Raw genomic sequence first — 24,638 nt, 5'->3', positions numbered from 1 at the left:
GCCGATCGTATCGGCCCCGATTGACGCACGTTTCGCCGCGCCAGAAAAGAGCCAGCCCCGCCGCTGTCGATGGCAGGCTTCCGCGATACCGTGCGCGCCATCGTCGGCGCCGGCGGATATCGCTATACTCATGAATTTGCGAGGGCTTCAAGCATGCGGTCATTCAGCGGCACGGGGCGACTGTGGCATCGCTTGATGGGCGCCAGCGTGCGCCGCTGGCTCGGCTTCCGCCTGATCGAACCCGACCCGATAGCCCTCGACCCCGAACCGGTCACGCTCTACGTCATTCCGCACCCGGCGCTGAGCGACGAGCTCGCAGTGGCTCAACTGACCCGCAAGCTGGGGCTACCCAACGCCGGCCGTCGGGTCGAGTTGAATGGGCTCACGCTGCCGGCCTGCCTGCCGCTGCCGCGCCTGCGCCGCACTTGGCGCGGCGTCAAGACCCAAGGTACAGAGTCGCTGGGCCCGCTGCTCGCCGCACTCGAACAGAACCCCACGCTGGACGTGCAGCTGGTGCCGGTGAGCGTGTTCTGGAGCCGCGCCCCGGGCAAGGACTTCGGCTTCTGGAAGATGCTCGCCGCCGATGACTGGGCCTGGAGCGGGCGCCTGCGCCGCCTGCTGTCGCTACTCGTCAACGGCCGCCACCTGGAAGCCCACCTGGGCGAACCGATCCGCCTGCGAGCGCTGCTAGACGATCCGCAGACCCGGCTGACCCAGCGCACCCTGGCGCGTGTGCTGCGAGTCCACTTTCGCCGCGTGCGCGCCCGGGTGCTGGGCCCCGACATCTCCCACCGCCGCACCCTGGTCCGCGGCGTGGTGGGCAGCCCGGCGGTACGGCAGGCGATCGACGAAGCCGCTTCCGCCAATCGCAGCAACACGCTCAAGGAGCGCAAGCGTGCCGAGCGCTATGCGCGCGAGATCGCTTCCAACATGTCCTACCCGGTGCTGCGCTTTCTGTATGAGCTGCTCAAGCGGCTGTGGAACCGGCTCTATGATGGCGTCGACGTTCATGGCCTCGACGCGGTCAAGGCGATCGCCGGCGAGCGCACTCTGGTTTATGTGCCCTGCCATCGTAGCCACGTCGATTACCTGCTGCTCTCCTACGTGCTCTATCGCGAAGGCTTGATGCCCCCGCACATCGCCGCCGGACGCAACCTCGACATGCCGCTGATTGGTCCGCTGCTGCGCCGCGGCGGCGCCTTCTTCATGCGCCGCAGCTTCAAGGACAACCGGCTCTATGCCGCGGTATTCAACGAGTATCTGCACCGTCTGATCGCCCGCGGCCAGCCGATCGAGTACTTCATCGAGGGCGGGCGCTCGCGCACCGGTCGCATGCTCGACCCGCGCCCTGGCATGCTGGCGATGACGCTGCGCTCGTTCCTGCGCGACGCCACCCGTGACGTCGCCTTCGTACCGGTCTACATCGGCTACGAGAAGGTGCTCGAGAGCAACGCCTATCTGCGCGAGCTGCGCGGCGGCAGCAAGAAGAAGGAGTCGCCGCTGGATCTGGTGCACGTATTGCGCCATCTGCGCCAGCCCCACGGCCGGGTCGCGGTCAACGTCGGCGAACCGCTGTCGCTGACCGACTTCCTGGATAGCCTCGCCCCCGCCTGGCGGGAGGAGCGCAGCCAGCCTCGCCCCGAGTGGCTCAAGCAAGCGGTGCCGCAGCTGGGTCACGCACTTTCCGAGCGCATCAACGATGGCGCCACGATCAATGCCGTCTCGCTGGTGGCGATGGCGCTGCTGGCGACGCCGCACCACACCATCGAATCCGACCTGCTGGCGCATCAGATAGCGCTGCTGGTGCGGCTGCAGCAGCGTGTGCCGGGCAGCCCGAACTGCCGCCTGCCGGCGGGCGACGCCGCCGCCTGGATAGAGCAGGTGGAATCACTCGGCTTCATCCAGCGCCGCCCCCAGGCGCTGGGCGAGCTGATCAGTGCCACGCCGGAACAGGCCACGCTGCTCACCTGGTATCGCAACAACGTGCTGCACCTGTTCACGCATGTCGGGCTGGTGGCCTTCGCTTTCCGCAACAACGTGGCATTCTGCCTCGATGAACTCGACACCCTACTGGCACCGGCATGGCCGCTGATCGCCCGCGAGCTCAACGCCCGCGAAGTGGCGGACCATCGCCAGCATCTTGCCCACACCCTCGAGGCCCTGAGCGCCGAAGGGCTGCTCAAGCAGAGTGGTAGCGAGTGGCGCCGCCAGCCCGGTCATCTGGAAGCCAGCGAGCAATTGCGCCTGCTCGGCCAGCCGATACAGCCGACGCTCGAACGCACCTACCTGCTGCTGGCCTCGCTGCTGCGCTACCCGAGTGGCGAACTGACCCGCGAAACGCTGGAGGAGCACAGCCGCCAGCTGGCCGAACGGCTGACGCTATTGGCCGGGCTCAACGCACCGGAATTCTTCGACAAGCGGCTCTTCTCAGCGCTGCTGGAAACCCTCGAGGCGCAGGGGTGGCTGCACGTGGAAGCGGATCGGCTGCACTACGACGAGGCGCTGATGCGCGCGCAGAAGCGCAGCCGCACCCTGTTCGATCCGGAACTGCGCCATCGGCTGGTGCGGCTCACCCGGCAGTGAGCCGGGCCGGCACGCTTGCGGCTCATACGTCCGTTCGTGTAGATATTGAACACTTACTCACCAGCTCCTGGCCCCATTCATGCCTGTAGCGCGGGCCGCTCAGAAGTAGCGTGCATCGGCCGCGAAGGCAGCTTTCCTCTCCAGGTATCAGGGCGGTTTCAGGGACAGTAAGCGCTATTCACAATGATGGCATGGGCTTCGATGATCTCTGCCACGCGTCCATCAGCCTGGCGCTGACACTCATCCTGCAGTGGAAAAAGCCGCGAGAAGATGGCAAGAAAAGCGGTCATACAAGACGTGTTAAAAGTCGTCTTATCTGATGCGCGGCAATGCAGGAGAAAGGCCGCAACAGTACAGGAAAAGCCTCAAATGGCTATCAGGTAGCGCCGGTTAAACGGACGACGACAACGGTGGCATCAGGCAAGCAGCGGCATCGAGATCGATGGCACCGGCTACGCAGGCCGGCGAGGGAGAATAGTCGAGTTCGCCGACAGACAGATACGAAAAAGCCGGCCCAAGGGCCGGCTTCGTTCGAACGAGCGGCCGGAGCCGCTCGTGTCGGGTATCGCTTAGAAGCTGTAGACAGCACCCACAGCGACGCCGTTGCCCACGTCGTGGGTACGGTCGTACATGGCGCCTTCAACGAAGGTGTACATCGCCGGCGAGATGTTGTAGGTCGCGCCGAGGATGAATTCGTTGAAGTTGTCGTCGCCAGCGTAGTTACCAGCGCTGTTGATAGCGCCGCGGTTGGTAGCCAGAGCCACTTCCTTGTCGGCGTCGACGTACTGGTAGGCACCGTAGAGGTCACCAGCGAAGTTGTCGGACAGGGCGTAGCCGTAGCGTGCACCGACGGCGTAGCGCATGATGTCGCCGCTTTCACCGTTGATCTTGAGGTCGCTGTCTTCGACCTTGGCCGACAGACGCAGGGTGTCGATGGTGTACTGAGCGGTCACGCCGTAGGCCTTGGCCTTGACCTTGTCGCCAGTCACGTTGTTCTGCAGCTCGTAGTTGTCCAGGTCGTCGTAGACAGCAGCGATGGAGAACGCGCCCACAGCGTACTTCAGGCCGCCGAAGAACGAAGCGTTGGAACCCTGGTTGCTGTAACCAGTTGCCTGGAACTCGTCTTCCGCGTCGCCCTTGTATTGGGTACCGACGGCGAACTGCAGGCCGGCCCAGACCGGAGACATGTACTGGAACTTGTCGCCTTCGCGGTCAGCGTTGGCGTTGCCGATGATGCCGTTGCTGCCGTAGATGCCGGCCAGGTCACGAGTCGAGTCGGAGACGTCGAAGTACTCGTTGTTGGAGATCGGATCCTGGACCCAGTCGTCGATCAGCGGATCCCAGGAACCCAGACGGGCGTCACCGAAGTTGCCCTTCAGACCCAGGTAAGCCTGGTCGCCGCTTTTCAGGCCGCCGTTGATTTTCTCTTCGTCGGCGTCGTGCTCGAACTCGGCCTTGAAGTAGCCGGTCAGGCCCGGGTTGATGACGTGCTGGCCGGAGAAGCCGACGGTGGAGCCGTTGTCGAACAGCTCGTCTTCGGAGTCGGAGCCAGTGATACGACCAGTGGTGCCGTCGTAGCTACCAGTCTCGATGGACTTGTAGGCGATCTGGATGTTGCCGTAGATGTCGAGCTGCGTGCCGTCCTGGTTGTAGACAGTCGCCGCCTGAGCCGCAGCGGAGGCGCCCAGGGCACCAGCAATAGCAGTCGCTAAGAGCGTCTTTTTCATCGCGATAGGTTCCTTAACTAGCTTACTGTTCGATCGTGTCTGCAGATGCAGTCGGCTTCGGTGCCTTCAACCAGCTTCGTCACGCGAACGAATGACGGCTGCGGAACTCTGAAGCCTTGTTATTGTCCAATGCTCGCCGAGAAACCATATACTGGACGTGTGGCGAACGCAACAAGAAAAAAACACTGTTTTCGTTGCTCGCCGCCCTGCCCGTGAAGGCCCTGGCGCTCATACCTTGCGTCATCATCGGCGGCTGAGAGACGTCATCACGCTAGCGCCAAGCGATGTCATTTCAATGACATGGGCGCGACATCCAGCGGCTGACGCCTCACGCCGGGCGCACCATAGCGCCCGGATCGGCCTGGCAAAATACGACGAAAGTGTTATCTCGTTCGGCGTGACGCGGCCGACACCTGTTGCGCCCTCATCACAGCGCTTTCAGCGGATCACTACCCGGCTTCAGCTATCGTGACGCCCATGCTTGGCCAGCAACTCACCGATCTTGCGGTCGAGCTTGTCGGCGCGCTGGCGGGTCTCCTTCACCTGCTGCTTCTTCTGCAACGCCTCCAGCTGGCGCTTGGCGTGCTTGGCCTCTTCGGCACTGACTACGTCGCTGTCCGCGCCCTGCAGATCGACCCGGCGCGCGCCCTCGCGCACCGATTTCAGATAGCGCGGCAGGTGGACATAGCAGGCCAGCGCCCGCCGCACCAGCTTCTCGGGCCAGGGCTCGCAGGCGCAGAGATCGAGATGGATACCGGTCTTGAGCGGGCGGGTATGTCCCTTGAAGAACGCCTTGGGATAGCGCTTGTACCATTGGGCCAGCAGCGCATGCGGCGAAGGCGCCTCGTGCTCGGCGCCGAATGCCAGTGTGCTCTGGGCAGAGCCCGTATCAGTATGCTCGGCGCCACCGGCGCCATTCGCGTCCTCGGCTGGATCGGTACTTGCCCGCGGTAGCGAATACGCCGATGCCGCGCTCGCCGGGGCGGATTCCGGGGCATCAATGGCGCCGGAATCCGGCGTTGCCCGCGCCACGGAGGCGGCCGGCGCGGCCGGGGCCTCGGGATCAGTGGAAACCTCGGCTGACGCGGGCGGCGTCGAGGTGAGACGCTGCAGCGGCGAAGGCCCCCGCCGCGAGGCTTCGTCGGCGCCCTCCTCCCGCGGCCGCGAGCGGCGGAAAGCCAGACTGCCCAGGCCGCGCACCCGGGTGCCGCCGTCGGGATCTTCAGGGTGGGCATGGCCGCCGGCGATCAGGGGATCGAGCTCGGCCAGCGCCAGCAGGCGCTCCTTGAGCGCGCGGTTTTCCGATGCGAGCGTCCTGCTGCGTTCCCGCTCGGCCTCCAGCGCTGCCTGGCTGGCGTCGATCTTGCGCTCGATCTCCGCCAGCAGCGCCTGTGTTCGTTCCGTCAACACGGCCTCACTCCTCCCTCGCTTGTGCGGCGACCCGCGCGTCGGACGCGCGGGCCGTTCAAACTCAGCCAGCGCTTCCCGCCCGGCGGTAGTGGACAAAAGCATAATCCGGTTGGCCCGGCTTGGCAGCCCCGGGCTCGCGCCCGATCTCCTGCCACTCGGCGGCGTCGAACGCGGGAAAGTGCGCATCGCCGTCGAGCGTCACCGCGACCTCGGTGAGATAGAGACGCGATGCCACCGGCAGCGCTTGGGCGTAGATCTCGCCCCCGCCCATCACCATGATCTCGTCGGCACCGTCGATCAACGCCTGCTGATCGGCGAGCGCTAGCGCCGCGGCCAGATCGTGGCACACCCGGACACCCGCGTGGCGATAGCTCGACGAGCGCGTGATCACGATATTCAGCCGCCCGGGCAACGCCCGCCCGATCGACTCGAAGGTCTTGCGCCCCATGACCAGCGGCTTGCCCAGAGTCAGCGCCTTGAAGTGCTGGAGATCCTCGGGCAGATACCAGGGCAACTGATTGTCCACGCCGATGACCCGATTCTGCGATAGTGCGGCGATCATCGCCACCGGGGTGTCAAGTTCGGCGCGCAGGGCGCTGTGGGAAGTCGAATCACTCATACAGCGATAGGCGCCTTGATCGCCGGGTGGGAGCGATAGTCTTCGATCGCAATGTCGTCGAAACCAAACGCGAACAGGTCCGTGATCTCGGGGTTGAGCCGCAGCCTCGGCAGCGCCAGCGGCTCGCGGCTCAACTGTAGCCGGGCCTGATCGAGATGATTGAGATAGAGGTGCGCGTCACCCAGGGTGTGCACGAACTCCCCCGGTTCGAGACCGCAGACCTGCGCCACCATGTGAGTCAGCAGCGCATAGCTGGCGATATTGAACGGTACTCCGAGAAAGATATCGGCGCTGCGCTGATAGAGCTGGCACGACAGCCGCCCCTCGGCGACGTAGAACTGGAACAGCGCATGACACGGCGGCAGCGCCATCTCGTCGACCAGCGCCGGATTCCAGGCCGAGACGATATGCCGGCGGGAGTCCGGGTGACGGCGAATCTGCTCGACCACCTTGGCGATCTGGTCGATCGACTCGTCGTCCGGCGCCGGCCAGCTGCGCCACTGATAGCCGTAGACCGGCCCCAGGTCGCCATTGGCATCCGCCCACTCGTCCCAGATGGTGACATTGTGCTCATGCAGATAGGCGATGTTGGTGTCGCCACGCAGAAACCACAGAAGCTCATGGATGATCGAGCGCAGATGCAGCTTCTTGGTCGTCACCAGCGGAAAACCCTGGCTCAGATCGAAGCGCATCTGATGGCCAAAGACGCTCAGCGTGCCGACACCGGTGCGGTCGGCTTTCTCGATGCCGCTATCCAGCACCCGTTGCATCAGATCGAGATAAGGCCGCATGGGGCTTGCACTCCTTGACTAGCGGCGCCGCGGGCCGATGACGACAGCCGCGCGGCGCTTGAAATCGAATGTCTCGCGCGCCTGGCAACCCGCGCGCTCAGGCATCGCTGCCCGCGCGGGCGACGCCGGACGCGTTCAGTCGGCGGCGCGCTCGGCGCGGGCGTCGTCGACCGCGTTGCGGCGCGACCATACCACCAGTGCCGCACCGGCCAGGATCATCGGTAGCGACAACAGCTGTCCCATGGTCAACCAGCCGAAGGCGATGAAACCGAGCTGCGGATCCGGCTGACGGAAGAACTCCGACAAAAAGCGGAAGCAGCCGTAACAGATCAGGAAAAGCCCGGAGACGAAACCGCGCCTGCGTGGGGTCAGCGAGACCAGCCAGAGAATGGTGAACAGTACCACACCCTCAAGAAAGAACTGATATAGCGACGACGGATGCCGCCCCTGCCCGCCCATGCCGGGGAACACCAGGGCCCAGGGCACGTCGGTGACGCGCCCGGGCAGCTCGTGATTGATGAAGTTGCCGATACGCCCGGCGCCCAGCCCGATCGGCACCAGCGGTGCGACGAAGTCGGTGAGCTGGAAGAACGCCAAGCCATGCTTGCGGGCGAACAGCAGCGAGGCGATCAGCACCCCGATCAGGCCGCCATGGAAGCTCATGCCGCCATCCCAGACCTGGAACACCCACAGCGGGTTTTCGATCAGGCGATCGAAGCCGTAGAACAGCGCATAGCCCAGGCGGCCGCCCAGCACCACGCCCAGCGCGCCGTAGAACAGCATGTCGCCGATATCATCGGGCTTGAGTCCTAATCGCGCTGCACGCAGACGCCCCAGCCACCAGGCACCGACAAAGCCGACGACATACATCAGCCCGTACCAGTGCACCTTGAGAGGCCCCAACGAGACGGCGATGGGATCGATATCGGGGTAGGCCAGCATGCGCGCTCCTTCGGCAGCAGGGGTCGAGATCGTCGGTCAGCCCAGCATCAGCTTGAACCCGACCACGATCAACAGGAGGGCAAAGATACGTCGCAGCACCTTGGCAGGCAATGCGTGGGCGACTTTCACCCCCACTCGGGCCATCGGCACGCTGGTCACCATCAGGCCGAGAAACGCCGGCCACATCACGAAACCGGTCGCCCCGCTCGGCAGCCCGGCCTCGCCCCAGCCCACCACGACATTGGTCACGGTACCGATCAGCGCGATCGGCAGGCCGATGGCAGCGGAGGTACCCACCGCCTCGGTCATGCGCTGGGTGAAGCGCGACAGCCACGGCACCGACATCACCCCGCCGCCGACCCCGAACAGCGTCGAGACGCCGCCAATCACCGCCCCCGCCGCGGCCATCGGCCAGCGCTGCGGAGTGCGCCCCTGGGTAGCCGGCGGGCGCGACAGCAGCATCTTCAGTGCCATCACCAGAGCAAACGCACCGAACAGCCGCGTCAGCGCCGCCCCCGGCAGCGCGGAGGCCAGCAATACGCCGAGGATACCGCCGACCAGCAGCCCCGGAATCATCATCCGCAGCCAGTCGCGGCGCACGCTGCCCCGGCGCCAGTGCCCCCAGGCAGAAGAGGCGCCGGTAACGACGATGGTCGCCAGCGACGTCCCCACCGCCAGATGCGCAGTCACCGCCGGGTCGACCTGCTGGGCGAGAAAGGCGAAGACCAGCGCTGGCACCATCACGATGCCGCCACCAATACCGAAGACACCCGCCAGCAGCCCGGCGATGGCACCCACCAGCAGGTAGATGAGGACAGCCGTCAGCATCTTTCTACCCCACAGTCAGACATTGAATGAGTTATCTCGCCGGGAAGCGCTGCCAGCGCGGGGTCTGGAGACATGCGGGTGATCCTTGGGTGTGACATCCGGGGGCGGGAAGTAAATAGCCTGCTCATGTTACGCTGCCAGCCTGCTGCTGTCATGGCTGCCGCGGTCAGGGCAGCCCCTGGCACCTTCCACGCTGCTGGAGCCTCACCATGTGTCTGATCGTCTTCGACTGGCAGCCAGATAGCGATCGGCCGCTGCGTCTTGCCGCCAACCGCGACGAGTTCCACGCCCGCCCCAGCGCCGCCCTGCACCGCTGGCAGGATGCCCCGCTGCTCGGCGGCCGCGATCTCGAGGGCGGCGGCACCTGGCTGGCCGCCACCCGCGGCGGGCGCTTCGCCGCCCTGACCAACGTCCGCGATGCTCATATGGCGACGCCCGCTGATGCACCCAGCCGCGGCGAGCTGGTGACCGACGCCCTGCAGGCGGCCGAGCCGCAGCGCTGGCTTCAGGACCTGGCGAGCGCTGGCGCGCAGCGCTATGCCGGTTTCAACCTGCTGCTGCGCGAGGGTGATCGGCTCTGGGTGCTCCACCACGGCCGCGACGCAACCACCCTCGACGAAGTCGCACCCGGCCTGCACGGGCTCTCCAACGCCGCACTGAATACTCCCTGGCCCAAGCTGGTGCGCGCGCGGGAAGCGCTGCGACAGGCCCTCGACGGCGACGACTGGCAAGCCTCGATATGGCAGGCCATGCATGATACCCGCCCCGTTGCCGACGCCGAGCTGCCCGATACCGGCGTTGGCCTGGCGACCGAGCGCCGACTGTCAGCGATCTTCATCGTCGGGGAGACCTACGGCACCCGCGCCACCACGCTGGTGAGCGCGGCGGCGAACGGTGTCATCGAGATCACGGAACGCCGCTACGCTGGCATGGGCGTGCCGGAGGGAAAGTGCGTGAGCGAATCGGTGTCAGCCTAGCCGCAGACTCTGGCGCGAAGACTCGTCAATCCTGGGGCGGCAGCAGATGCGCGATCTGCCAGTCGGAGAGCCGCTGGCGCAGGTGGGCGCGCACCGCCGCGGTGGTCGGCAGGCCCAGCGTCTCCTGCACCAGCGCCTTGGCGTCATCGAGTCCGACCCGGCGGATGGCGGCGCGCACCCGCGGCAGGCTCGGCGCGTTCATCGACAGCGCGTCGAAGCCCATGCCCATCAGCAGCAGCGCCCCGGAGGGGTCTCCCGCCAGCTCGCCGCACACCGAAGCCGGCACGCCCAAGGTCTGGCTCTCGGCAGCGAGCCGCGACAGCGCGTTGAGCACCGCCGGGTGGCAGGCATCGTAGAGACTGGCGACGCGCGCATTGTTGCGATCCACCGCCAGCAGGTACTGGGTCAGGTCATTGCTGCCGATGGAGAAGAAATCGACCCGCTCGGCCAGCGCCGCGAGCTGATAGAGCGTCGCCGGCACTTCGATCATCACCCCGACCTTGGGCGAGGCCACCTCGATGCCATCCTCGGCCAGCTCCTGACGCGCCCGCGACAGCAGTCGCAGCGCCGTATCGACCTCGTCGACACTGGTGATCATCGGCAGCAGAATGCGCAGATTGTCGAGCCCGCGCGACGCCATGAGCATGGCGCGCAGCTGCACCATCAGCACCTCCGGGTGGTCCAGCGTCACCCGGATGCCGCGCCAGCCGAGAAAGGGGTTGGCCTCGTTGATCGGGAAGTAGGGAAGATCCTTGTCGCCGCCGATATCGAGGGTGCGCATCACCACCGGTAGTGGCGCGAAGCTCGACAGCTGCTCATGGTAGAGACGCGTCTGCTCCTGCTCGCTGGGAAAGCGCTCGTTCATCATGAACGGCACTTCGGTGCGGTAGAGCCCCACGCCGCTGACCCGCGACTTGAGCTGTGCCACCGCATCCACCGCGAGCCCGGTATTGACCAGCAGCGGCATGGCGTGGCCGTCCGGGGTCTGGCTGGGCAGGTGCTGCTCGTGCTCGAGCACTTCGGCCAGCGCCCGCTCCTCCTTGATCAGCCGCGCGTAGCGCTGCGCCAGCTGAGGATCGGGCCGCACGAAGAGACGCCCGCGGTGGCCGTCGAGAATCGCCTTGGCCCCGTTGATCCGTGGCAGCGGCAGATCGACCATCCCCAGCACCGTGGGAATGCCCATGGCCCGCGCCAGAATCGCCACGTGGGAATTGCTCGACCCGCGCACCGAAACCAGCGCCGCCAGGCGATCCTTGGGCACCTCGCCCAGGGTCGCGGCGCTGATCTCGTCGCCGACCAGAATGGTGTTCTCGGGATAGGTGGAGGCGGTGCGCTCGCTACCCTCCTGCAGATGCGCGAGCACCCGCCGGCCCAGATCGCGGATATCGGCGGCACGCTCGCGCAGATAGCCATCGTCGACCCGTTCGAGATACTGGGTATGGCGTCGGACCACGTCGGCCAGCGCGCCCGGGGCCCACTGCCCCTCACGGATGCGCTTCTCGACCTCGTTGCCCAGCGCGGCGTCGCCCAGCATCTGCTGATAGACATCGAACAGCGCCAGCTCCTGAGCCGAGATGCGGCTGGCCAGACGCGCCCCGGCTTCGCGAATCTCCTCGCGCACATGGGCGATCGCCGCCTGCAGATGGGCGACTTCGGCCTCCGGGTCGGTGGGAATCAGATCGGGCACGCTGTCGAGATCGGCCGGCGGCGCGATCACCACGATCTCGCCGATCGCCATGCCCGGTGAGCCCGGCGCCCCGGAAAACATGGCCTGCCCATCGGGCTCGGCGCGGCGATTGAGCGCGCCGGAGACCAGCGCATGCGCCAGCACCCCGGCGAGCTGGGCCGCCATGGTCACCAGGAAGGCCTCGTCGCCCTCGTCGAAGCGGCGCTTCTCCTGCTGCTGCACCACCAGCACGCCGAGCATGCGGCGCTGGTGGATGATCGGCACTCCGAGAAAACTGGAGAAGCGCTCCTCGCCGGTCTCGGCGAAGTAGCGAAAGTGCGGGTGCGCCGGGGCGTCCTCGAGGTTGAGCGGCTCCTCGCGCTGACCCACCAACCCCACCAGCCCCTCGCCCAGGCCCAGCGCCACCACGCCCACCGCCTGGGTGCGCAGACCGATGGTATCCATCAGCACCAGCCGCTCGCGCTCGCGATCGAACAGGTAAACCGAGCAGACGTCGGTACGCATGGCCTTGCGGATACGCCGCACCATGGTGGCGAGCGCGGCATCCAGGCTGCGGGCGCCGTTGACTTCCTGAACGATGCGGCGAAGGGTATCGAGCATGGGCCTTTTTCTTGTCTGCGAGGCGATCCTCGTGGTGGCATCGAGACGGCCCGCTGCTGCCGGGCCGCCATGGTGTTCGCGCGGGTGGGGCTCTATACGAAAGCGACCTGCGCTCGGGTCCGCTCGCTATCAGGTCACCTCCTCCAGCGCCAGACGGTGAAAGTCCGGTGCCAGTTCGCGCAGGGCGCGGCGGTAGACCTCGCGCTTGAACGAGACCACCTGCCCCAGAGGATACCAGTAACTGACCCAGCGCCAGCCGTCGAATTCCGGTTTGGGCGTGCTGTCGACGCAGACTCGGCTGTCATGGCAGCGGATCTTCAGCAGAAACCACTTCTGCTTCTGGCCGATGCACAGCGGTTTCGAGTGCGTTCTCACCATGCGCCGTGGGAGTCGGTAACGTAGCCATCCTCGCGTACAGGCCACCACATCGACATCATGGGACTTCAACCCAATCTCCTCCTCCAGCTCGCGGAAGAGTGCCTGTTGCGGTGACTCATGGGCCTTGATACCGCCTTGCGGAAATTGCCATGCTTCCTGACCCGCCCGACGCGCCCAGAGCAGTTGGCCGTCACAGTTGGCGATGATGATGCCAACGTTCGGCCGAAAGCCATCGGCGTCTATCACGGAGTTCACCTTAACTCAATTGTCGTTGAAACCATTCTTCCACAAAGCGAGAAAGCGCATCAATAAGAGGGTGTTTACAAATTCGACGAGCGAAGGCAGGACAAGGCGAAATCGGCCGAAGAAGCGGAGTTTACAAGGGTAAATGAGTATTCTGAGGTCGATTTCAACGCCGTATTGTCGAGCGCAGGCATTTTGTAGACACCCTCTAAGCGTACCGGGCAAAAGCCCTTGCCAGCGTCCTCACGCCGACCGCCAGAGATGCGCACGCGCCCGGCCCCGGCATGGGCAAGCGCCGGGGAGTTTGCGATACTGCCCGGCGTCGCCAGCGCGACCCGACCGCCATGTCACCCTCACATCATCGCCACTTACCGGGAGCCAACCTTGAGTCTGGCCATTTTCGATCTCGACAACACCTTGATCAGCTGCGACAGCGACCACGCCTGGGGCGAGTTTCTCATCGAGCAGGGCGCGGTCGACGCTGACGCCTACCGCCAGGCCAACGATAAGTACCTGCGGGACTACCAGGCGGGTCAGCTCGATATCCTGGCCTACCTGGCAATGGCGCTCGAACCGCTGACCCGGCACAGCGAGGAGCAGCTCAACGCCTGGCACCAGCAGTTCATGGCGTGCAAGATCGAGCCCCACGTGCTGCCCCAGGCCGAGGAGCTGCTCGCCTGGCACCGCCAGCGCGGCGACCATCTGCTGATCATCACCGCCACCAACCGCTTCATCACCGGGCCCATCGCGCGACGTCTGGGCGTCGACGATCTGATCGCGATCGAACCCGAACGCGACGGCAAGCGCTACACCGGGCGCGTGGCCGGCATCCCCAGCTATCGCGAGGGCAAGGTGACCCGGCTCGAGCAGTGGCTCGAGGAACAGCCGGCGCTGACTCTGGATGACGCCTGGTTCTACAGCGACTCGATCAACGATCGCTTTCTGCTGGAAAAAGTCCCCAACCCGGTGGCGGTCGACCCCGATGACGCGCTGCGCGATCTGGCCGAGGAGCAAGGCTGGCGCGTGATCACGCTGCGCGACTAAAGGGCGAAAGCCGAGGGCTAAGAACCAAGGGCTGAGAATCGAAGACTGAGAACCGAGGGGCAAAGCCGAAACAGGGTGGGGGGCAAGAACCAGCGAGGGGAAACAATCGAGAATCGCCGCGACTCGGCGGCCGAACCGCGGCGAGCGCCACGCCCGGCCTGTGGCCGATGGCGGGCGCGACAGCAAGACTCAGGAAGAGACGGGATTGGCTTGGCGCTGGCCCGTAGATTCGCCATCCGGTGCGTGCACCGCATGAACCCGGCCGATCAATTGATCTTCGAGGCCGAAACGTTCCACCAGCCCCGCACCCAGGCGTGCCAGCCACTCAGGCAGGCGCGCGGTGTGGTGCTCGCAACGCGTCGGGGTGGCGTAGTCGTTGTCGAAGTCCAGCACCAGTTGGGTCGAGCCCTCGACCCGCGCCAGCAGCTCGTCGGCCAGCGCCAGCGCCTCGCGGTCATCGAAGGCCTTCGCTTCCTCGCGCAGCTGCGGGTAGATCTCGAAATGGCCGGCGCTGATGTAGTCCATCAGCGCTTCGCTGAAGGCATCGATACGCGCTTTGGTGACCGCACTGAGATCGCTTTCGCACACCTCACGCAGGTCGACCAGGGTCACCAGCATGTCGTAGCGCTGCTCGAGCCAGCGATCGATCAGCGAATGGACCCCGCCCCAGCGCTCCTGCGCCGTCTTGCAGTGCTCCAGCATGTGTCACCTCATTTCTTGGCAGGCCAGCGCTCAGGCCGCGGTCGCCGGTTGCGTCGCCGCCTTGCCCCGCAGTCGGGTGAGAATCATCGCCAGCGGTATCAGCGCCATGATCGCGAAGCCCAGCAGTGTCCACTGCGGCAGCGTCACGCCCCACAGCGCGCCTTCCACCGCAGCGCACTCGCCCGACCCGGAGAGCACGCGGGACATCACGTCCCACAGCGGCAGCGCGCCGAGCATGTAGTCTAAGCCAGGTCCACAGCTTGGCACACTATCCGGAGGTAGCGTCTGCAGCCAGACGTGGCGCCCGGCGACGATGATGCCGCCGGCCACCGCCAGCAGTGCCAGCACGCCGTAGACGATGGCACCGCGACGGCGCGGATTGTGCAAAAGGCCAATCAGGAAGACACAGCCGGCAGCGATCACCGCCACGCGCTGGAAGATGCACAGCGGGCAAGGCTCCAGGCCTACGCCATACTGCAGATAGAGCGCGACTGCCATCATCAGGCAGCACATCGCCAGCCCCAGCCCACACCACTGGCGCGCGCTCGCCTGCGCCGCCCACCGCTTGATCTGCATAGTCTCGATGTCCTTAGTATTGATCCTGCTCGCACTCACCGCTGCCCGACGGACGCGCCAGGCCTTATGGACTCACGCCGCCGGGCGCGGTTCCCGTGCGCGGGCAAAATAGTCGGCGATGAACTGGGCGAACGAGACCTGATCCTCCGCCTCGATATCGTGCTGCTGCTGATGCGAGGTCGCCACCAGCTCGTCGAACAGCGACGCCCTGGCTGCGTCCATCGGCGTGTTACGCCACGCCTCGGCCTGACGCCGGGCCAGATCGGTGATGAAATCGGCCCACTCGCCGCCATGTGCCTCGAGCTCGCGCAGCATGCGCGCCGACGGGGTCTTCTCGGGATCGTCGAGCCGGGTCGCCAGCGACTCCACCGCGGCCAGGTGCAGATCCGAGCCCTCGATGGCATCGAGCAGCGAGGCGACCTGGCGCATCCCGGCGATGATCTCGTGACCCCGCTCGGCCAGCGGTACCTGGCGCTCGCCCACCTGCAGGCGCAGCGCCGGGTCGCGGCCGCGTTCGACCACCAGGCGCCGATTGTCGTCGAGCCGGTCGCACTCCTCGTCGGGGATCCACGGGCTCTCGGAGAGCAGACACCAGAGCAGGAAAGTATCGATGAAGCGCATCTGCGGCTCGTCGATGCCCAGCGGCAGGAAGGGGTTGAGATCGAGACAGCGCACCTCGATGTACTCCACCCCACGCGCTTCCAGCGCCTGGGTCGGCGTTTCGTCGTGGCGCGCCACCCGCTTGGGCCGGATATCGCTGTAGTACTCGTTCTCGATCTGCAGGATGCTGGCGCTCAACTGGTGCCACTCGCCGCCCTCCTCGACGCCCATCCGCTGGTAGTCCGGCCACTCGGTGGAGATCGCGTGGCGCAGCGTGCCGACATAGTTGGAGAGCGAGTTGAAGCAGATCTTGAGCTGCGACTGCACCTTGTTCTGGTAGCCCAGATCGGACATGCGTAGGCTGGTGGCATAAGGCGCGTAGAGCGTCTCGCCGTCTCCCTGCCACGGCTTCAGCTTGTCGCAGCGCCCGTCCAGGCCGGCGGCGCCGAGGAAGCTGCGATCCAGCGCCGGCGAGGCGCCGAACAGATAGAGCAGCAGCCAGCTGTTGCGGCGGAAGTTGCGGATCAGATCGAAGTAGCGCGCCGAGCGGTAACCCTTGGGCGACTCAGCCTCGCGCCCCTCCAGCGATTGCAGCAGCGGCCAGATGTCTTCCGGCAGCGAGACGTTGTAATGAATCCCGGCGATCGACTGCATGATGCGGCCGTAGCGCAGATCCAGCCCCTTGCGATAGACGTGCTTCATGGTGCCGACGTTGGAGGTGCCGTAGTCGGCGATCGGCACGCTCTCGTTGCCCGAAAGCCTCGACGGCATGCTCGCCGGCCAGATCCACTCTTCCCCCAGGTGGCGATAGCTGAAGCGCAGCAGATCGCCGAGGAACGCCAGCGCATCCGCCGGCCGGCAGTAGACCGGGGTGATGTACTCGAGCAGCGCTTCCGAATAGTCGGTGGTGATATGCGGATGGGTCAGTTTGGAGCCCAACGCGTAGGGGTGCGGAGTGGGCACGATGCGGCCCTCGCCATCGACCCGCAGCCCCTCTTTCTCGATGCCTCGCCGCAGACGACCAAGCAATCCTTTGCGTGCCGGCGTCATCAGCCGGTCGACGTTCGTGGCGAGTTGATCAGACACGCGCAACACCTTCATCCGATGGGGAGAGACGCCTCTCCCGTTGTCCGTGCACCGCTGCCGGCGGCCATTGATAGCCGCCGGCAGCGATACGTCGCGAGCAAAACCCCATTATGGAGTCGGCGATAGCGCTTTCAAGGCTAACGACTTCGTCAGCGACGCTTCTGCGCTTTCAGCAGCGCCTCGCCCAGCGCGCCCATGTTCGAGTTCTGCCCCTGCCCCTGACCGCCGCCGCGGCCGCTGCGCTGTGGCTTGCCACGCTGACGCTGCTCGCCGCGCCCGCCGCTGGGCTGGCGCTCGCGCTGGGCACCGGGCTCGTCGCCGAGACGCATCGATAGCCCGATCCGCTGACGCGGCAGGTCCACTTCCATCACTTTGACCTTGACGATATCGCCGGCCTTGACCACCTGGCGCGGGTCCTCGACGAACTTCTCGGCCAACGCCGAGATATGTACCAGACCATCCTGGTGCACGCCGACATCGACGAAGGCGCCGAAGTGGGTGACGTTGGTGACCACGCCCTCGAGCAGCATGCCCGGCTCGAGGTCGGAAAGCTTCTCCACCCCCTCACGGAAGCTCGCCGCCTTGAACTCGGGCCGCGGGTCGCGCCCCGGTTTGTCGAGCTCCTTGAGGATGTCGATGACGGTCGGCACGCCGAAGTGGTCGTCGACGTAGTCGGCGGGCTTGAGCGACTTGAGATACTGACTGTCGCCGACCAGCCCAGCGAGCTGGCGCCCGTTGCGTTCGGCAATGCGCGCCACCAGCGGGTATGCCTCCGGGTGCACGGCACTGGCATCCAGCGGGTTGTCGCCGCCCATGATGCGCAGGAAACCGGCGCACTGCTCGAAGGTCTTGGGCCCCAGGCGCTCGACCTCGAGCAGCTCGCGCCGACTGCGGAACGCGCCCTCGCGGTCGCGCCGCGCGACGATGTTCTCGGCGAGCATCGGGCTCAACCCCGAGACCCGCGACAGCAGCGCGCTGGAAGCCATGTTGAGATCCACGCCCACGGCGTTGACGCAATCCTCGACCACCGCCTCCAGGCTGCGCGACAGACGCAGCTGAGAGACATCGTGCTGGTACTGGCCGACCCCGATCGACTTGGGATCGATCTTGACCAGTTCCGCCAGCGGGTCCTGCAGCCGGCGTGCGATCGATACCGCACCGCGGATCGAGACATCCAGCGCCGGGAACTCCTTGGCCGCCAGCTCCGAAGCGGAATAGACCGAAGCCCCCGCTTCGCTGACCATCACCTTGGCCAGCGGCCGCGGCGCCACGCGCTTGACCAGCTCGGCGGCCAGCTTGTCGGTCTCGCGGCTGGCGGTGCCGTTACCGATCGCCACCAGCGCCACGTCGTGGCGCTCGACCAGCTGGGCGAGGGTCGCCAGCGCCGCATCCCACTGCTTCTGCGGCGCGTGTGGATAGACCACCGCATGTTCGAGGAACCGTCCGGTGGCATCCACCACCGCCACCTTGCAGCCGGTGCGCAGACCGGGGTCGAGGGCCAGCGTCGCCTTGGGTCCCGCCGGCGAGGCCAGCAGCAGATCCTTGAGGTTGGCGGCGAACACCTCGATCGCTTCCTGCTCGGCGCCCTCACGCAGACGTCCCATCAGTTCGGTCTCGAGGTGGGTGTAGAGCTTGACCCGCCAGGTCCAGCGCACCACTTCGCGCAGCCAGCGCGAGGCCGGCAGCTCGGCCCCCAGATCGATACCGACATGGCGAGCGATCGCCACCTCCGCCGGATGGATCGGCGCCTCGTCTTCCCCCGGCATCACCAGGGTCAGCGCCAGCACGCCCTCGTTGCGCCCGCGAAACATGGCCAGCGCCCGGTGCGATGGCGTCTTGGCCAGCCCCTCGTCGTGCTCGAAGTAGTCGGAGAACTTGGCCCCCTCCTGCTCCTTGCCCTTGACCACCCGCGCGCGCAGCTGCCCCTCCTCCCACAGCCGCTCGCGCAGGCGGCCGACCAGCTCGGCCTCCTCGCTGAAGCGCTCCATCAGAATCTGCTTGGCACCGTCGAGTGCCGCCTTGGCATCCTCGACACCGCGCGACTCACCGGTGGCGCTATCGAGATAGGCCGCCGCCTCGGTTTCCGGGGTCAGGCCGGGTCCGGTCAGCAGGCGCTCTGCCAGCGGCTCGAGACCCGCTTCGCGGGCGATCTGCGCCTTGGTACGGCGCTTCTTGCGATAGGGGAGGTAGAGGTCTTCCAGACGCTGCTTGGTGGTCGCCGCCATCAGCTCGCCGTGCAGCTCGGGGCTCATCTGGCCCTGCTCCTCGACCGCCTGAACGATGGCGCTGCGGCGCTCCTCCATCTCGCGCAGATAGCGCAGCCGCTCCTCCAGGGTGCGCAGCTGGCCATCGTCGAGGCCGCCGGTGGCCTCCTTGCGATAGCGCGCCACGAACGGCACCGTGGCGCCGCCATCGAGCAGTTCGACGGCCGCGGCGACCTGCTGCGGGCGGACACCGAGTTCTTCGGCGATGACGGAGACGATTGCAGTTTGCATCTTGGACATGAATCACATCACGGCTGAAAAGATCGCGCCAAGGTAGCACACCGCCGCCAGCGGCTCCTACTGCGCACCGCTGGGCGGATGCCCTGGCACACGAACCTGACACACGAAAGGGATGGCCGCAGCCATCCCTTTACGAGCGTTCACTACCGAGCGCCGCCGGTGTGAGTTCAGATAGCGCGCGGGCCGGCGGCGACGATCGCCGGATCGACACCGTCGAACTTGGCGAAGTTGTGGGTGAACTTGTCGATCAGCGCATTCATCTGGGCCTCGTAGGCGGCCGCATCGGACCACGCCTCGCGGGGGTCGAGCAGTTTGGCGTCGACGCCTTCCACCGCTACCGGCACCTCGAGGTTGAGCCCTTCGATGTGACGCGTGTCGACGTCGCGCAGCGCACCGCTCTGGATCGCGCCGATCACCGCCCGAGTGGTGGGAATGCTGAAGCGGCTGCCGCCCTGACCATAGGCACCACCGCTCCAGCCGGTGTTGACCAGATAGACACGCGAGCCGAAGGCCTCGATACGCTTGATCAACAGCTCAGCGTACTCATGCGCCGGGCGCGGGAAGAATGGCGCGCCGAAGCAGGTCGAGAAAGTCGCCTCGAGCTGGCTGGTAGAGCCCATCTCGGTGGAACCGACCTTGGCCGTATAGCCGGAGAGGAAATGGTAGGCCGCGGCTTCCTTGGAGAGCAGCGACACCGGCGGCAGCACGCCGCTCATGTCACAGGTCAGGAAGACGATGGCGCTGGGCTCACCGGCACGATTGGCCAGCACCCGCTTGTCGACGAATTCCAGCGGATAGGCGGCGCGCCCGTTCTGGGTCAGGCTGACATCGGCGTAATCGGGGACCCGCGCCGCATCCAGCTTGACGTTCTCAAGCACGCTGCCGAAGCGGATCGCATCCCAGATGATCGGCTCGTTCTGACGCGACAGATCGATGGTCTTGGCGTAGCAGCCGCCTTCGAAGTTGAACACGGTGCCCTCGCCCCAGCCGTGCTCGTCGTCACCGATCAGGTAGCGCTCGGGGTCGGCGGAAAGGGTCGTCTTGCCGGTGCCGGAGAGCCCGAAGAACAGCGTGGTCTCGCCATCTTCACCGACGTTGGCGCTGCAGTGCATCGGCAGCACGTCCTTGGCCGGCAGCAGGAAGTTCTGCACCGAGAACATCGCCTTCTTCATTTCGCCGGCGTAGCGCATGCCCGCCACCAGCACCTTGCGCTGGGCGAAGTCGATCATCACCGTGGACTCAGAGCGGGTGCCGTCGCGATCCGGCTCGCAGACGAAACCGGGCGCACTCATCAGCGTCCACTCGGGCTTGTCCGCCGCGTGGGTCTCGGCCACGTCGGCTGCGGGGCGCACGAACAGGTTACGGCAGTAGAGCGCCTGCCAGGCCAGCTCGGTCACCACGCGCACCGGCAGGTAGTGCTGCGGGTCGGCACCCACATGCAGCGACGAGACGAAGCGCTCGCGGGCGCCCAGGTACGCCTCGACGCGCGCCCACAGGGCCTCGAATACCTCTGCGCCGATCGGGCGGTTGACCGCTCCCCACTCGATCATCGCCGAGGTCGAGGGCTCGTCGACGATAAAGCGGTCGAGGGTCGAGCGCCCCGTACGCGCACCGGTCTCCACGACCAGCGCGCCGTTGTCCGCCAGCACACCCTCACCGCGGGCCAGGGCAAACTCGACCAGCTCGGCTGCACAGAGATCGCTGTATACCTGGGGGGAGGTGGTGTCCTGGGCTGCCTGGCGGGGGGCTTGAGAGGTGATCATCATCCAGTCCTGGGCTCTGAGGCCTTCGTCGTCACGTTTCACGGCAAGAAGCCCGCGATCGCGGTGGACCGTGACGCCGCTCCGGCCTGCCGGATATGGCATCACGTTTCACCACGCTACGTTAACGACGCTGGTCACGGAGATCGGCGACTTCAACGCTCGGCGGGCGCAAAAAAGGTGCGCCATTATGGCAAAAAGCGCCCGGGGCGCAAATCGCCCCGGGCGCTGGTCAATTGGTCTTTGATCGTAGGGTTTAAGTGACGGTTCAGTGCACGGTGGGCGGTGGCGCCTGGGGCGACTCGATGATCGCCTCGACGTCGGCGGCGCTGAAGTGGTAGCGGGTATGACAAAAATGGCACTGGGTTTCCACCGCGCGCTCCTGCTCGAGGATCTCGCGCAGCTCATCGGCGCCCAAGGTGTGCAGGGCGTTGGCCACACGCTCGCGCGAGCAGGTGCAGCCGAACGCCAGCGCCTTGGGCGTGAAGACCCGGGTGGTCTCCTCGTGGAACAGGCGGTAGAGCACTTCCTGGCGCCCGAGGCCCAGCAGCTCGTCGGCGGTGATGGTCGAGGCCAGATGCACCACGCGATCCCAGGCGTCTGGATCCTTGTTCGAGTGATCATCGGGCAGCTGCTGCAGCAGCAGCCCCGCACTGCGCTCCCCGTCGGCGCTCAACCACAGCCGCGTGGCGAGCTGCTCGGACTGACTGAAATAGGCCTCGAGACAGCCCGCCAGATCGGCGTGCTCGAGCGCCACGATCCCCTGATAGCGCTGGCCCTCCTTGGGATCGAGGGTGATCACGATCTGGCCCTCGCCGACCAGCTCGCGCAGGCTGGCGTCAGTGTCGAACTCGCGTGTTTCATCGAAACGCGCGATGCCGCGCAGCTCGCCACCTGGGTTGGACTCCACCATCAGCACCTCGACGCCCTGACGCCCGCGCACCTCGAGACTCACGGTGCCATCGAGCTTGACCGTCTCGGTCAGCAGCGCCACCGCGCTGAGCAGCTCACCCAGCTGGCGTGAAATCGCCGCCGGGTAGTCGTGACGGGACAACACCTCGGCGTAGGCCGCCTGCAGCTGGACGATCTCGCCACGCACATTGGTGTCGTCGAATAAAAAACGCTGAATCTGATCACTCATCGCTGAAATCTCTTGCCGGGGACCGCGACGGGTCCCGCCAGAACGGAAATCGGAACAGGACCGCCGACACAGCGCGGCGCCCTTCACAAGCACACCCACGCAGGTCGACGTCCGGCAACGCAGAAGCGGGGGCACAGGGAGGCGACGGCCATCGAAAAGGCGGTCGCCGCCCGCCTCACTCCTCGGTGCGCTGGCGCTGAAAGCGCTGAATATTGCGCCGCTCGCGCTTGTCGGGGCGCTTGATGGGGGGCTGCATGGCCTGATTGGCCAGCTTGCGCTGCTGGGCCTCGCGCTCGCGACGCGCCACGCTGGCCTCGGTCTCGCGGTAGAGCTTTTGCGCTTCGGGGGCACCGCGGCGTTGATCCGACAGCGCCTCCACCGTCACCTCGAGGGTATCCCAGCCCTGCGGCACCTCGAGCCGAGCGCCGAGCTCCACCTGCTTGCTGGTCTTGACCCGCTGGCCATCGTAGCGAATCTTGCCGCCTTCGATCGCCTTCTTCGCCAGCTGGCGCGTCTTGAAGAAGCGCGCCGCCCACAGCCACTTGTCGATTCGAACCGTTGACGTCATTGCTCTCTCACCTCGGCTGCTTTAGGTGGGGGCTGGCTGGCACCGCTTCAACCCTCGACCCAGCCGCCGGCGCCGCGGCCGGTAACGGCTTTTCAAGGCATACCGCGCTGATTATTGTACGCTGAGTCACTGCCCTTTGATCTGGAGGCCGCATGGCGCCCACCGACTTTTCGCCGACACCCCCTGCCAAGCCCAGCGTGCTGGCGCGCCGGGAGGTGGCCAGCAGCCAGCTGTTCGCCATCGAGTCGCTCGACCTGCGCTTTTCCAACGGCGCCGAGCGCACCTTCGAACGGCTCAAGGGCAAGGGGCGAGGCGCAGTGATGATCATCGCCATGCCGGACCCGGATCACGTCCTGCTGATTCACGAGTATGCCGCTGGTTTCGACGACTACGCCCTCACCCTGCCCAAGGGGTTGGTCGACCCCGGCGAGGACATCGTGACCGCCGCCAACCGCGAGCTGATGGAGGAGTGCGGCATGGGCGCCAGGCGCATCGAGCCATTGATCGAGCTGTCGCTGGCACCCAACTACATGGATCACCGTATGCAGGTGATGCTGGCCAGCGATCTTTACCCCAAGCGCTTGGCCGGCGACGAGCCGGAGCCGCTAACGGTGGAGGCGTTTCCCATCGAGGATATCGCGAGCCTGCTGGCGCGCGAGGACTTTCACGAGGCCCGCGCCATAGCCGCGCTGTTCATCGCCCGCGACAAGCTGCGCAACGAACGCGATGGCGAAAGCTGGTGGTGAAAGCTGGTGGTGAAACACCAGCGTCAGCCCTGGGGGGCGCCACTCCCTGCCCGCTCAATCTCCTTCGCTGTTCTGCGCACAGGCTCGGTAGCAGTCGATAAAGCGGCTGGCAGCCGGCGACAGCGCACGGTCGCGTCGCCACAGCAGCTCGAACGGCGGGTTCTGGGTCAGCACGCGATAATCGATACGTGCGATCTCTCCCCGCGCCACCGGCTCGCGGGCGATCCCCTCCGGCAGCAGCGCCAGCACGCCGTCATCGCGCCCCAGCATCGCCAGGATGGCATAGGTCGATGAGATCTCGAGCGACTTGACCGGCTGCGCCAGCCCCGCCGCCACGAACTCCTGCTCGAGCAGGCGCGGCATGCTCACCGGATAGACGATCCAGGGCTGCTCAGCCAGCCGGGTGAACTCGGGCTGCACCGCACCGGCCAGCGCATGGCGCGGGCTGGCCACTACCCACAGCGGCTCGGGAAAACTGCCCTGGCGATGGTAGTCCGTCGGCTGGCGACCGAAGTGTGCGCGACACAGCGCCACGTCCAGGCGCCCTTGATCGAGCAGGCGCAACAGCCCCTCACTGGTGTCCTCGACGATCTCCAGTGACAGAGAGGGCTGCTCGGCACGCACCCGGGCGATGGCATCGACCAGGGTAGCGATCGCGCCCATGGTCCCGCCCACTGCCAGGTGCCCGCCGTAGCCCTGCTGAATGCCGATCATCTCCTCGCGCAGATGTGCCACGTCGGTTTGGATCAGCCGTGCGTAACGCACCAGGCAGCGCCCCATGTCGGTCGCCTCCAACCCGCGCGCACTGCGTACGAAGAGTGTGGTGCCAAGGGTCGCCTCGATCTCGCTGAGTGCGCGGGTGGCGCCCGGCTGGGAGATCGCCACCCGCTCCGCCGCCTTGTGTATCGAACCGCACTCGTCCAGCGCCATCAGCAGCCTGAGTTGGCGCAGCCGCAGGCGCGACATCAGTTCGTCCAGGGTTGGGGTCACGGGTCGACCTCGAAGGGTGGATGGATTCGTGCGGAGTGCTCCATAAGACGTTGGTCCAATGCGGCCAGATTATCCCACGATCAGCAACTCTCAGTAGCGCTCGATGCCGCTCGGAGATAGGGTTCGTCCCAGACCG

20 protein-coding genes are annotated in these 24,638 nt (G+C 66.1%); 4 read left to right on the top strand and 16 right to left on the bottom strand.

What is annotated here, in order from left to right; all coding sequences use genetic code 11:
• The first annotated feature begins 153 nt into the window (after window positions 1-153).
• Window positions 154-2,583: a glycerol-3-phosphate 1-O-acyltransferase PlsB gene (gene plsB, locus J0A90_RS09425; RefSeq protein ID WP_207035150.1), complete on the top strand. Its 2,430-nt coding sequence runs from the start codon at window positions 154-156 to the stop codon at window positions 2,581-2,583.
• A 569-nt stretch (window positions 2,584-3,152) separates the two neighbouring features.
• On the opposite strand, the gene J0A90_RS09420 is transcribed toward plsB, so the two are convergent.
• The 6 genes from J0A90_RS09420 to J0A90_RS09395 all read right to left on the bottom strand — a co-directional run bounded on the left by J0A90_RS09420 (window position 3,153) and on the right by J0A90_RS09395 (window position 8,900).
• Window positions 3,153-4,310, bottom strand: a complete 1,158-nt coding sequence (locus tag J0A90_RS09420; protein WP_207035152.1) for a porin — start codon at window positions 4,308-4,310, stop codon at window positions 3,153-3,155.
• 459 nt (window positions 4,311-4,769) lie between these two features.
• Complete coding sequence (locus J0A90_RS09415; RefSeq protein WP_233076666.1) at window positions 4,770-5,717, bottom strand: ProQ/FINO family protein; 948 nt, start codon at window positions 5,715-5,717, stop codon at window positions 4,770-4,772.
• Between the two features lie 64 nt (window positions 5,718-5,781).
• Window positions 5,782-6,339, bottom strand: a complete 558-nt coding sequence (locus tag J0A90_RS09410) for a dihydrofolate reductase (protein WP_207035157.1) — start codon at window positions 6,337-6,339, stop codon at window positions 5,782-5,784.
• Window positions 6,336-7,130, bottom strand: coding sequence for a thymidylate synthase (locus tag J0A90_RS09405; protein ID WP_207035160.1), 795 nt, complete (start codon window positions 7,128-7,130; stop codon window positions 6,336-6,338). The genes J0A90_RS09410 and J0A90_RS09405 overlap by 4 nt, the downstream gene beginning before the upstream one ends.
• Before the next feature lie 135 nt (window positions 7,131-7,265).
• Window positions 7,266-8,072: a prolipoprotein diacylglyceryl transferase gene (lgt, locus tag J0A90_RS09400; RefSeq protein ID WP_207035162.1), complete on the bottom strand. Its 807-nt coding sequence runs from the start codon at window positions 8,070-8,072 to the stop codon at window positions 7,266-7,268.
• Window positions 8,073-8,108: 36 nt separating this feature from the next.
• The gene (locus tag J0A90_RS09395) at window positions 8,109-8,900 is read right to left on the bottom strand and encodes a sulfite exporter TauE/SafE family protein (protein WP_207035164.1); all 792 of its coding nucleotides are present in this window, start codon (window positions 8,898-8,900) and stop codon (window positions 8,109-8,111) included.
• 209 nt (window positions 8,901-9,109) lie between these two features.
• Between J0A90_RS09395 and J0A90_RS09390 the strand changes: the two genes are divergently transcribed.
• Entirely contained in the window at window positions 9,110-9,877 is a 768-nt protein-coding gene (locus J0A90_RS09390) for an NRDE family protein (RefSeq protein ID WP_207035165.1), read from the top strand.
• A gap of 25 nt (window positions 9,878-9,902) precedes the next feature.
• Here J0A90_RS09390 and ptsP read toward each other — a convergent pair whose 3' ends face one another.
• Both ptsP and J0A90_RS09380 read right to left on the bottom strand, forming a co-directional pair.
• On the bottom strand, window positions 9,903-12,164 hold the full coding sequence (gene ptsP / locus J0A90_RS09385; protein ID WP_207035167.1) for a phosphoenolpyruvate--protein phosphotransferase: 2,262 nt from the start codon (window positions 12,162-12,164) through the stop codon (window positions 9,903-9,905).
• Between the two features lie 129 nt (window positions 12,165-12,293).
• Window positions 12,294-12,788, bottom strand: coding sequence for an RNA pyrophosphohydrolase (locus J0A90_RS09380; protein ID WP_110678415.1), 495 nt, complete (start codon window positions 12,786-12,788; stop codon window positions 12,294-12,296).
• Window positions 12,789-13,169: 381 nt separating this feature from the next.
• Between J0A90_RS09380 and J0A90_RS09375 the strand changes: the two genes are divergently transcribed.
• On the top strand, window positions 13,170-13,829 hold the full coding sequence (locus J0A90_RS09375) for an HAD family phosphatase (RefSeq protein WP_207035169.1): 660 nt from the start codon (window positions 13,170-13,172) through the stop codon (window positions 13,827-13,829).
• A gap of 189 nt (window positions 13,830-14,018) precedes the next feature.
• Here the strand turns inward: J0A90_RS09375 and rsd are convergent, their stop codons facing one another.
• From rsd to J0A90_RS09340, 7 genes are all read right to left on the bottom strand, one after another.
• On the bottom strand, window positions 14,019-14,531 hold the full coding sequence (gene rsd / locus J0A90_RS09370) for a sigma D regulator (RefSeq protein ID WP_207035171.1): 513 nt from the start codon (window positions 14,529-14,531) through the stop codon (window positions 14,019-14,021).
• Window positions 14,532-14,561: 30 nt separating this feature from the next.
• Window positions 14,562-15,107, bottom strand: coding sequence for a disulfide bond formation protein B (locus J0A90_RS09365; RefSeq protein ID WP_207035172.1), 546 nt, complete (start codon window positions 15,105-15,107; stop codon window positions 14,562-14,564).
• 72 nt (window positions 15,108-15,179) lie between these two features.
• Window positions 15,180-16,808 (bottom strand): glutamate--cysteine ligase, encoded by a 1,629-nt coding sequence (gshA, locus tag J0A90_RS09360; protein WP_051896165.1) that lies wholly within the window; start codon window positions 16,806-16,808, stop codon window positions 15,180-15,182.
• A 134-nt stretch (window positions 16,809-16,942) separates the two neighbouring features.
• Complete coding sequence (locus J0A90_RS09355; protein ID WP_207035174.1) at window positions 16,943-19,297, bottom strand: Tex family protein; 2,355 nt, start codon at window positions 19,295-19,297, stop codon at window positions 16,943-16,945.
• Between the two features lie 167 nt (window positions 19,298-19,464).
• The gene (locus J0A90_RS09350) at window positions 19,465-21,060 is read right to left on the bottom strand and encodes a phosphoenolpyruvate carboxykinase (protein ID WP_207035175.1); all 1,596 of its coding nucleotides are present in this window, start codon (window positions 21,058-21,060) and stop codon (window positions 19,465-19,467) included.
• 265 nt (window positions 21,061-21,325) lie between these two features.
• Window positions 21,326-22,198, bottom strand: a complete 873-nt coding sequence (gene hslO / locus J0A90_RS09345; RefSeq protein ID WP_207035177.1) for an Hsp33 family molecular chaperone HslO — start codon at window positions 22,196-22,198, stop codon at window positions 21,326-21,328.
• Between the two features lie 175 nt (window positions 22,199-22,373).
• Window positions 22,374-22,766 carry an RNA-binding S4 domain-containing protein gene (locus J0A90_RS09340; protein WP_035475178.1) on the bottom strand — a complete coding sequence of 131 codons (393 nt, stop codon included), beginning with the start codon at window positions 22,764-22,766 and terminating at the stop codon, window positions 22,374-22,376.
• A 152-nt stretch (window positions 22,767-22,918) separates the two neighbouring features.
• Here J0A90_RS09340 and nudE point away from each other — a divergent pair, with 152 nt between their 5' ends.
• The gene (nudE, locus tag J0A90_RS09335; protein ID WP_207035179.1) at window positions 22,919-23,512 is read left to right on the top strand and encodes an ADP compounds hydrolase NudE; all 594 of its coding nucleotides are present in this window, start codon (window positions 22,919-22,921) and stop codon (window positions 23,510-23,512) included.
• Between the two features lie 54 nt (window positions 23,513-23,566).
• On the opposite strand, the gene J0A90_RS09330 is transcribed toward nudE, so the two are convergent.
• The gene (locus J0A90_RS09330; RefSeq protein ID WP_207035181.1) at window positions 23,567-24,502 is read right to left on the bottom strand and encodes a LysR family transcriptional regulator; all 936 of its coding nucleotides are present in this window, start codon (window positions 24,500-24,502) and stop codon (window positions 23,567-23,569) included.
• Window positions 24,503-24,638: the final 136 nt, after the last annotated feature.

It is taken from the genome of Salinicola sp. DM10 (assembly GCF_017306975.2).
GTDB lineage: Bacteria > Pseudomonadota > Gammaproteobacteria > Pseudomonadales > Halomonadaceae > Salinicola.
The sequence above is the reverse complement of the archived record's forward strand: the minus strand, read 5'-3'. Positions and strand labels throughout refer to the sequence as shown.

Bases quoted from the DNA above. Each gene is read 5' to 3' on its own strand.
- plsB (WP_207035150.1), top strand. From the start codon at position 154: ATGCGGTCATTCAGCGGCACGGGGCGACTGTGGCATCGCTTGATGGGC.
- J0A90_RS09420 (WP_207035152.1), bottom strand. From the start codon at position 4,310: ATGAAAAAGACGCTCTTAGCGACTGCTATTGCTGGTGCCCTGGGCGCC.
- J0A90_RS09410 (WP_207035157.1), bottom strand. From the start codon at position 6,339: ATGAGTGATTCGACTTCCCACAGCGCCCTGCGCGCCGAACTTGACACC.
- J0A90_RS09405 (WP_207035160.1), bottom strand. From the start codon at position 7,130: ATGCGGCCTTATCTCGATCTGATGCAACGGGTGCTGGATAGCGGCATC.
- lgt (WP_207035162.1), bottom strand. From the start codon at position 8,072: ATGCTGGCCTACCCCGATATCGATCCCATCGCCGTCTCGTTGGGGCCT.
- J0A90_RS09395 (WP_207035164.1), bottom strand. From the start codon at position 8,900: ATGCTGACGGCTGTCCTCATCTACCTGCTGGTGGGTGCCATCGCCGGG.
- J0A90_RS09390 (WP_207035165.1), top strand. From the start codon at position 9,110: ATGTGTCTGATCGTCTTCGACTGGCAGCCAGATAGCGATCGGCCGCTG.
- ptsP (WP_207035167.1), bottom strand. From the start codon at position 12,164: ATGCTCGATACCCTTCGCCGCATCGTTCAGGAAGTCAACGGCGCCCGC.
- rsd (WP_207035171.1), bottom strand. From the start codon at position 14,531: ATGCTGGAGCACTGCAAGACGGCGCAGGAGCGCTGGGGCGGGGTCCAT.
- J0A90_RS09365 (WP_207035172.1), bottom strand. From the start codon at position 15,107: ATGCAGATCAAGCGGTGGGCGGCGCAGGCGAGCGCGCGCCAGTGGTGT.
- gshA (WP_051896165.1), bottom strand. From the start codon at position 16,808: ATGAAGGTGTTGCGCGTGTCTGATCAACTCGCCACGAACGTCGACCGG.
- J0A90_RS09355 (WP_207035174.1), bottom strand. From the start codon at position 19,297: ATGTCCAAGATGCAAACTGCAATCGTCTCCGTCATCGCCGAAGAACTC.
- J0A90_RS09350 (WP_207035175.1), bottom strand. From the start codon at position 21,060: ATGATCACCTCTCAAGCCCCCCGCCAGGCAGCCCAGGACACCACCTCC.
- hslO (WP_207035177.1), bottom strand. From the start codon at position 22,198: ATGAGTGATCAGATTCAGCGTTTTTTATTCGACGACACCAATGTGCGT.
- J0A90_RS09340 (WP_035475178.1), bottom strand. From the start codon at position 22,766: ATGACGTCAACGGTTCGAATCGACAAGTGGCTGTGGGCGGCGCGCTTC.
- nudE (WP_207035179.1), top strand. From the start codon at position 22,919: ATGGCGCCCACCGACTTTTCGCCGACACCCCCTGCCAAGCCCAGCGTG.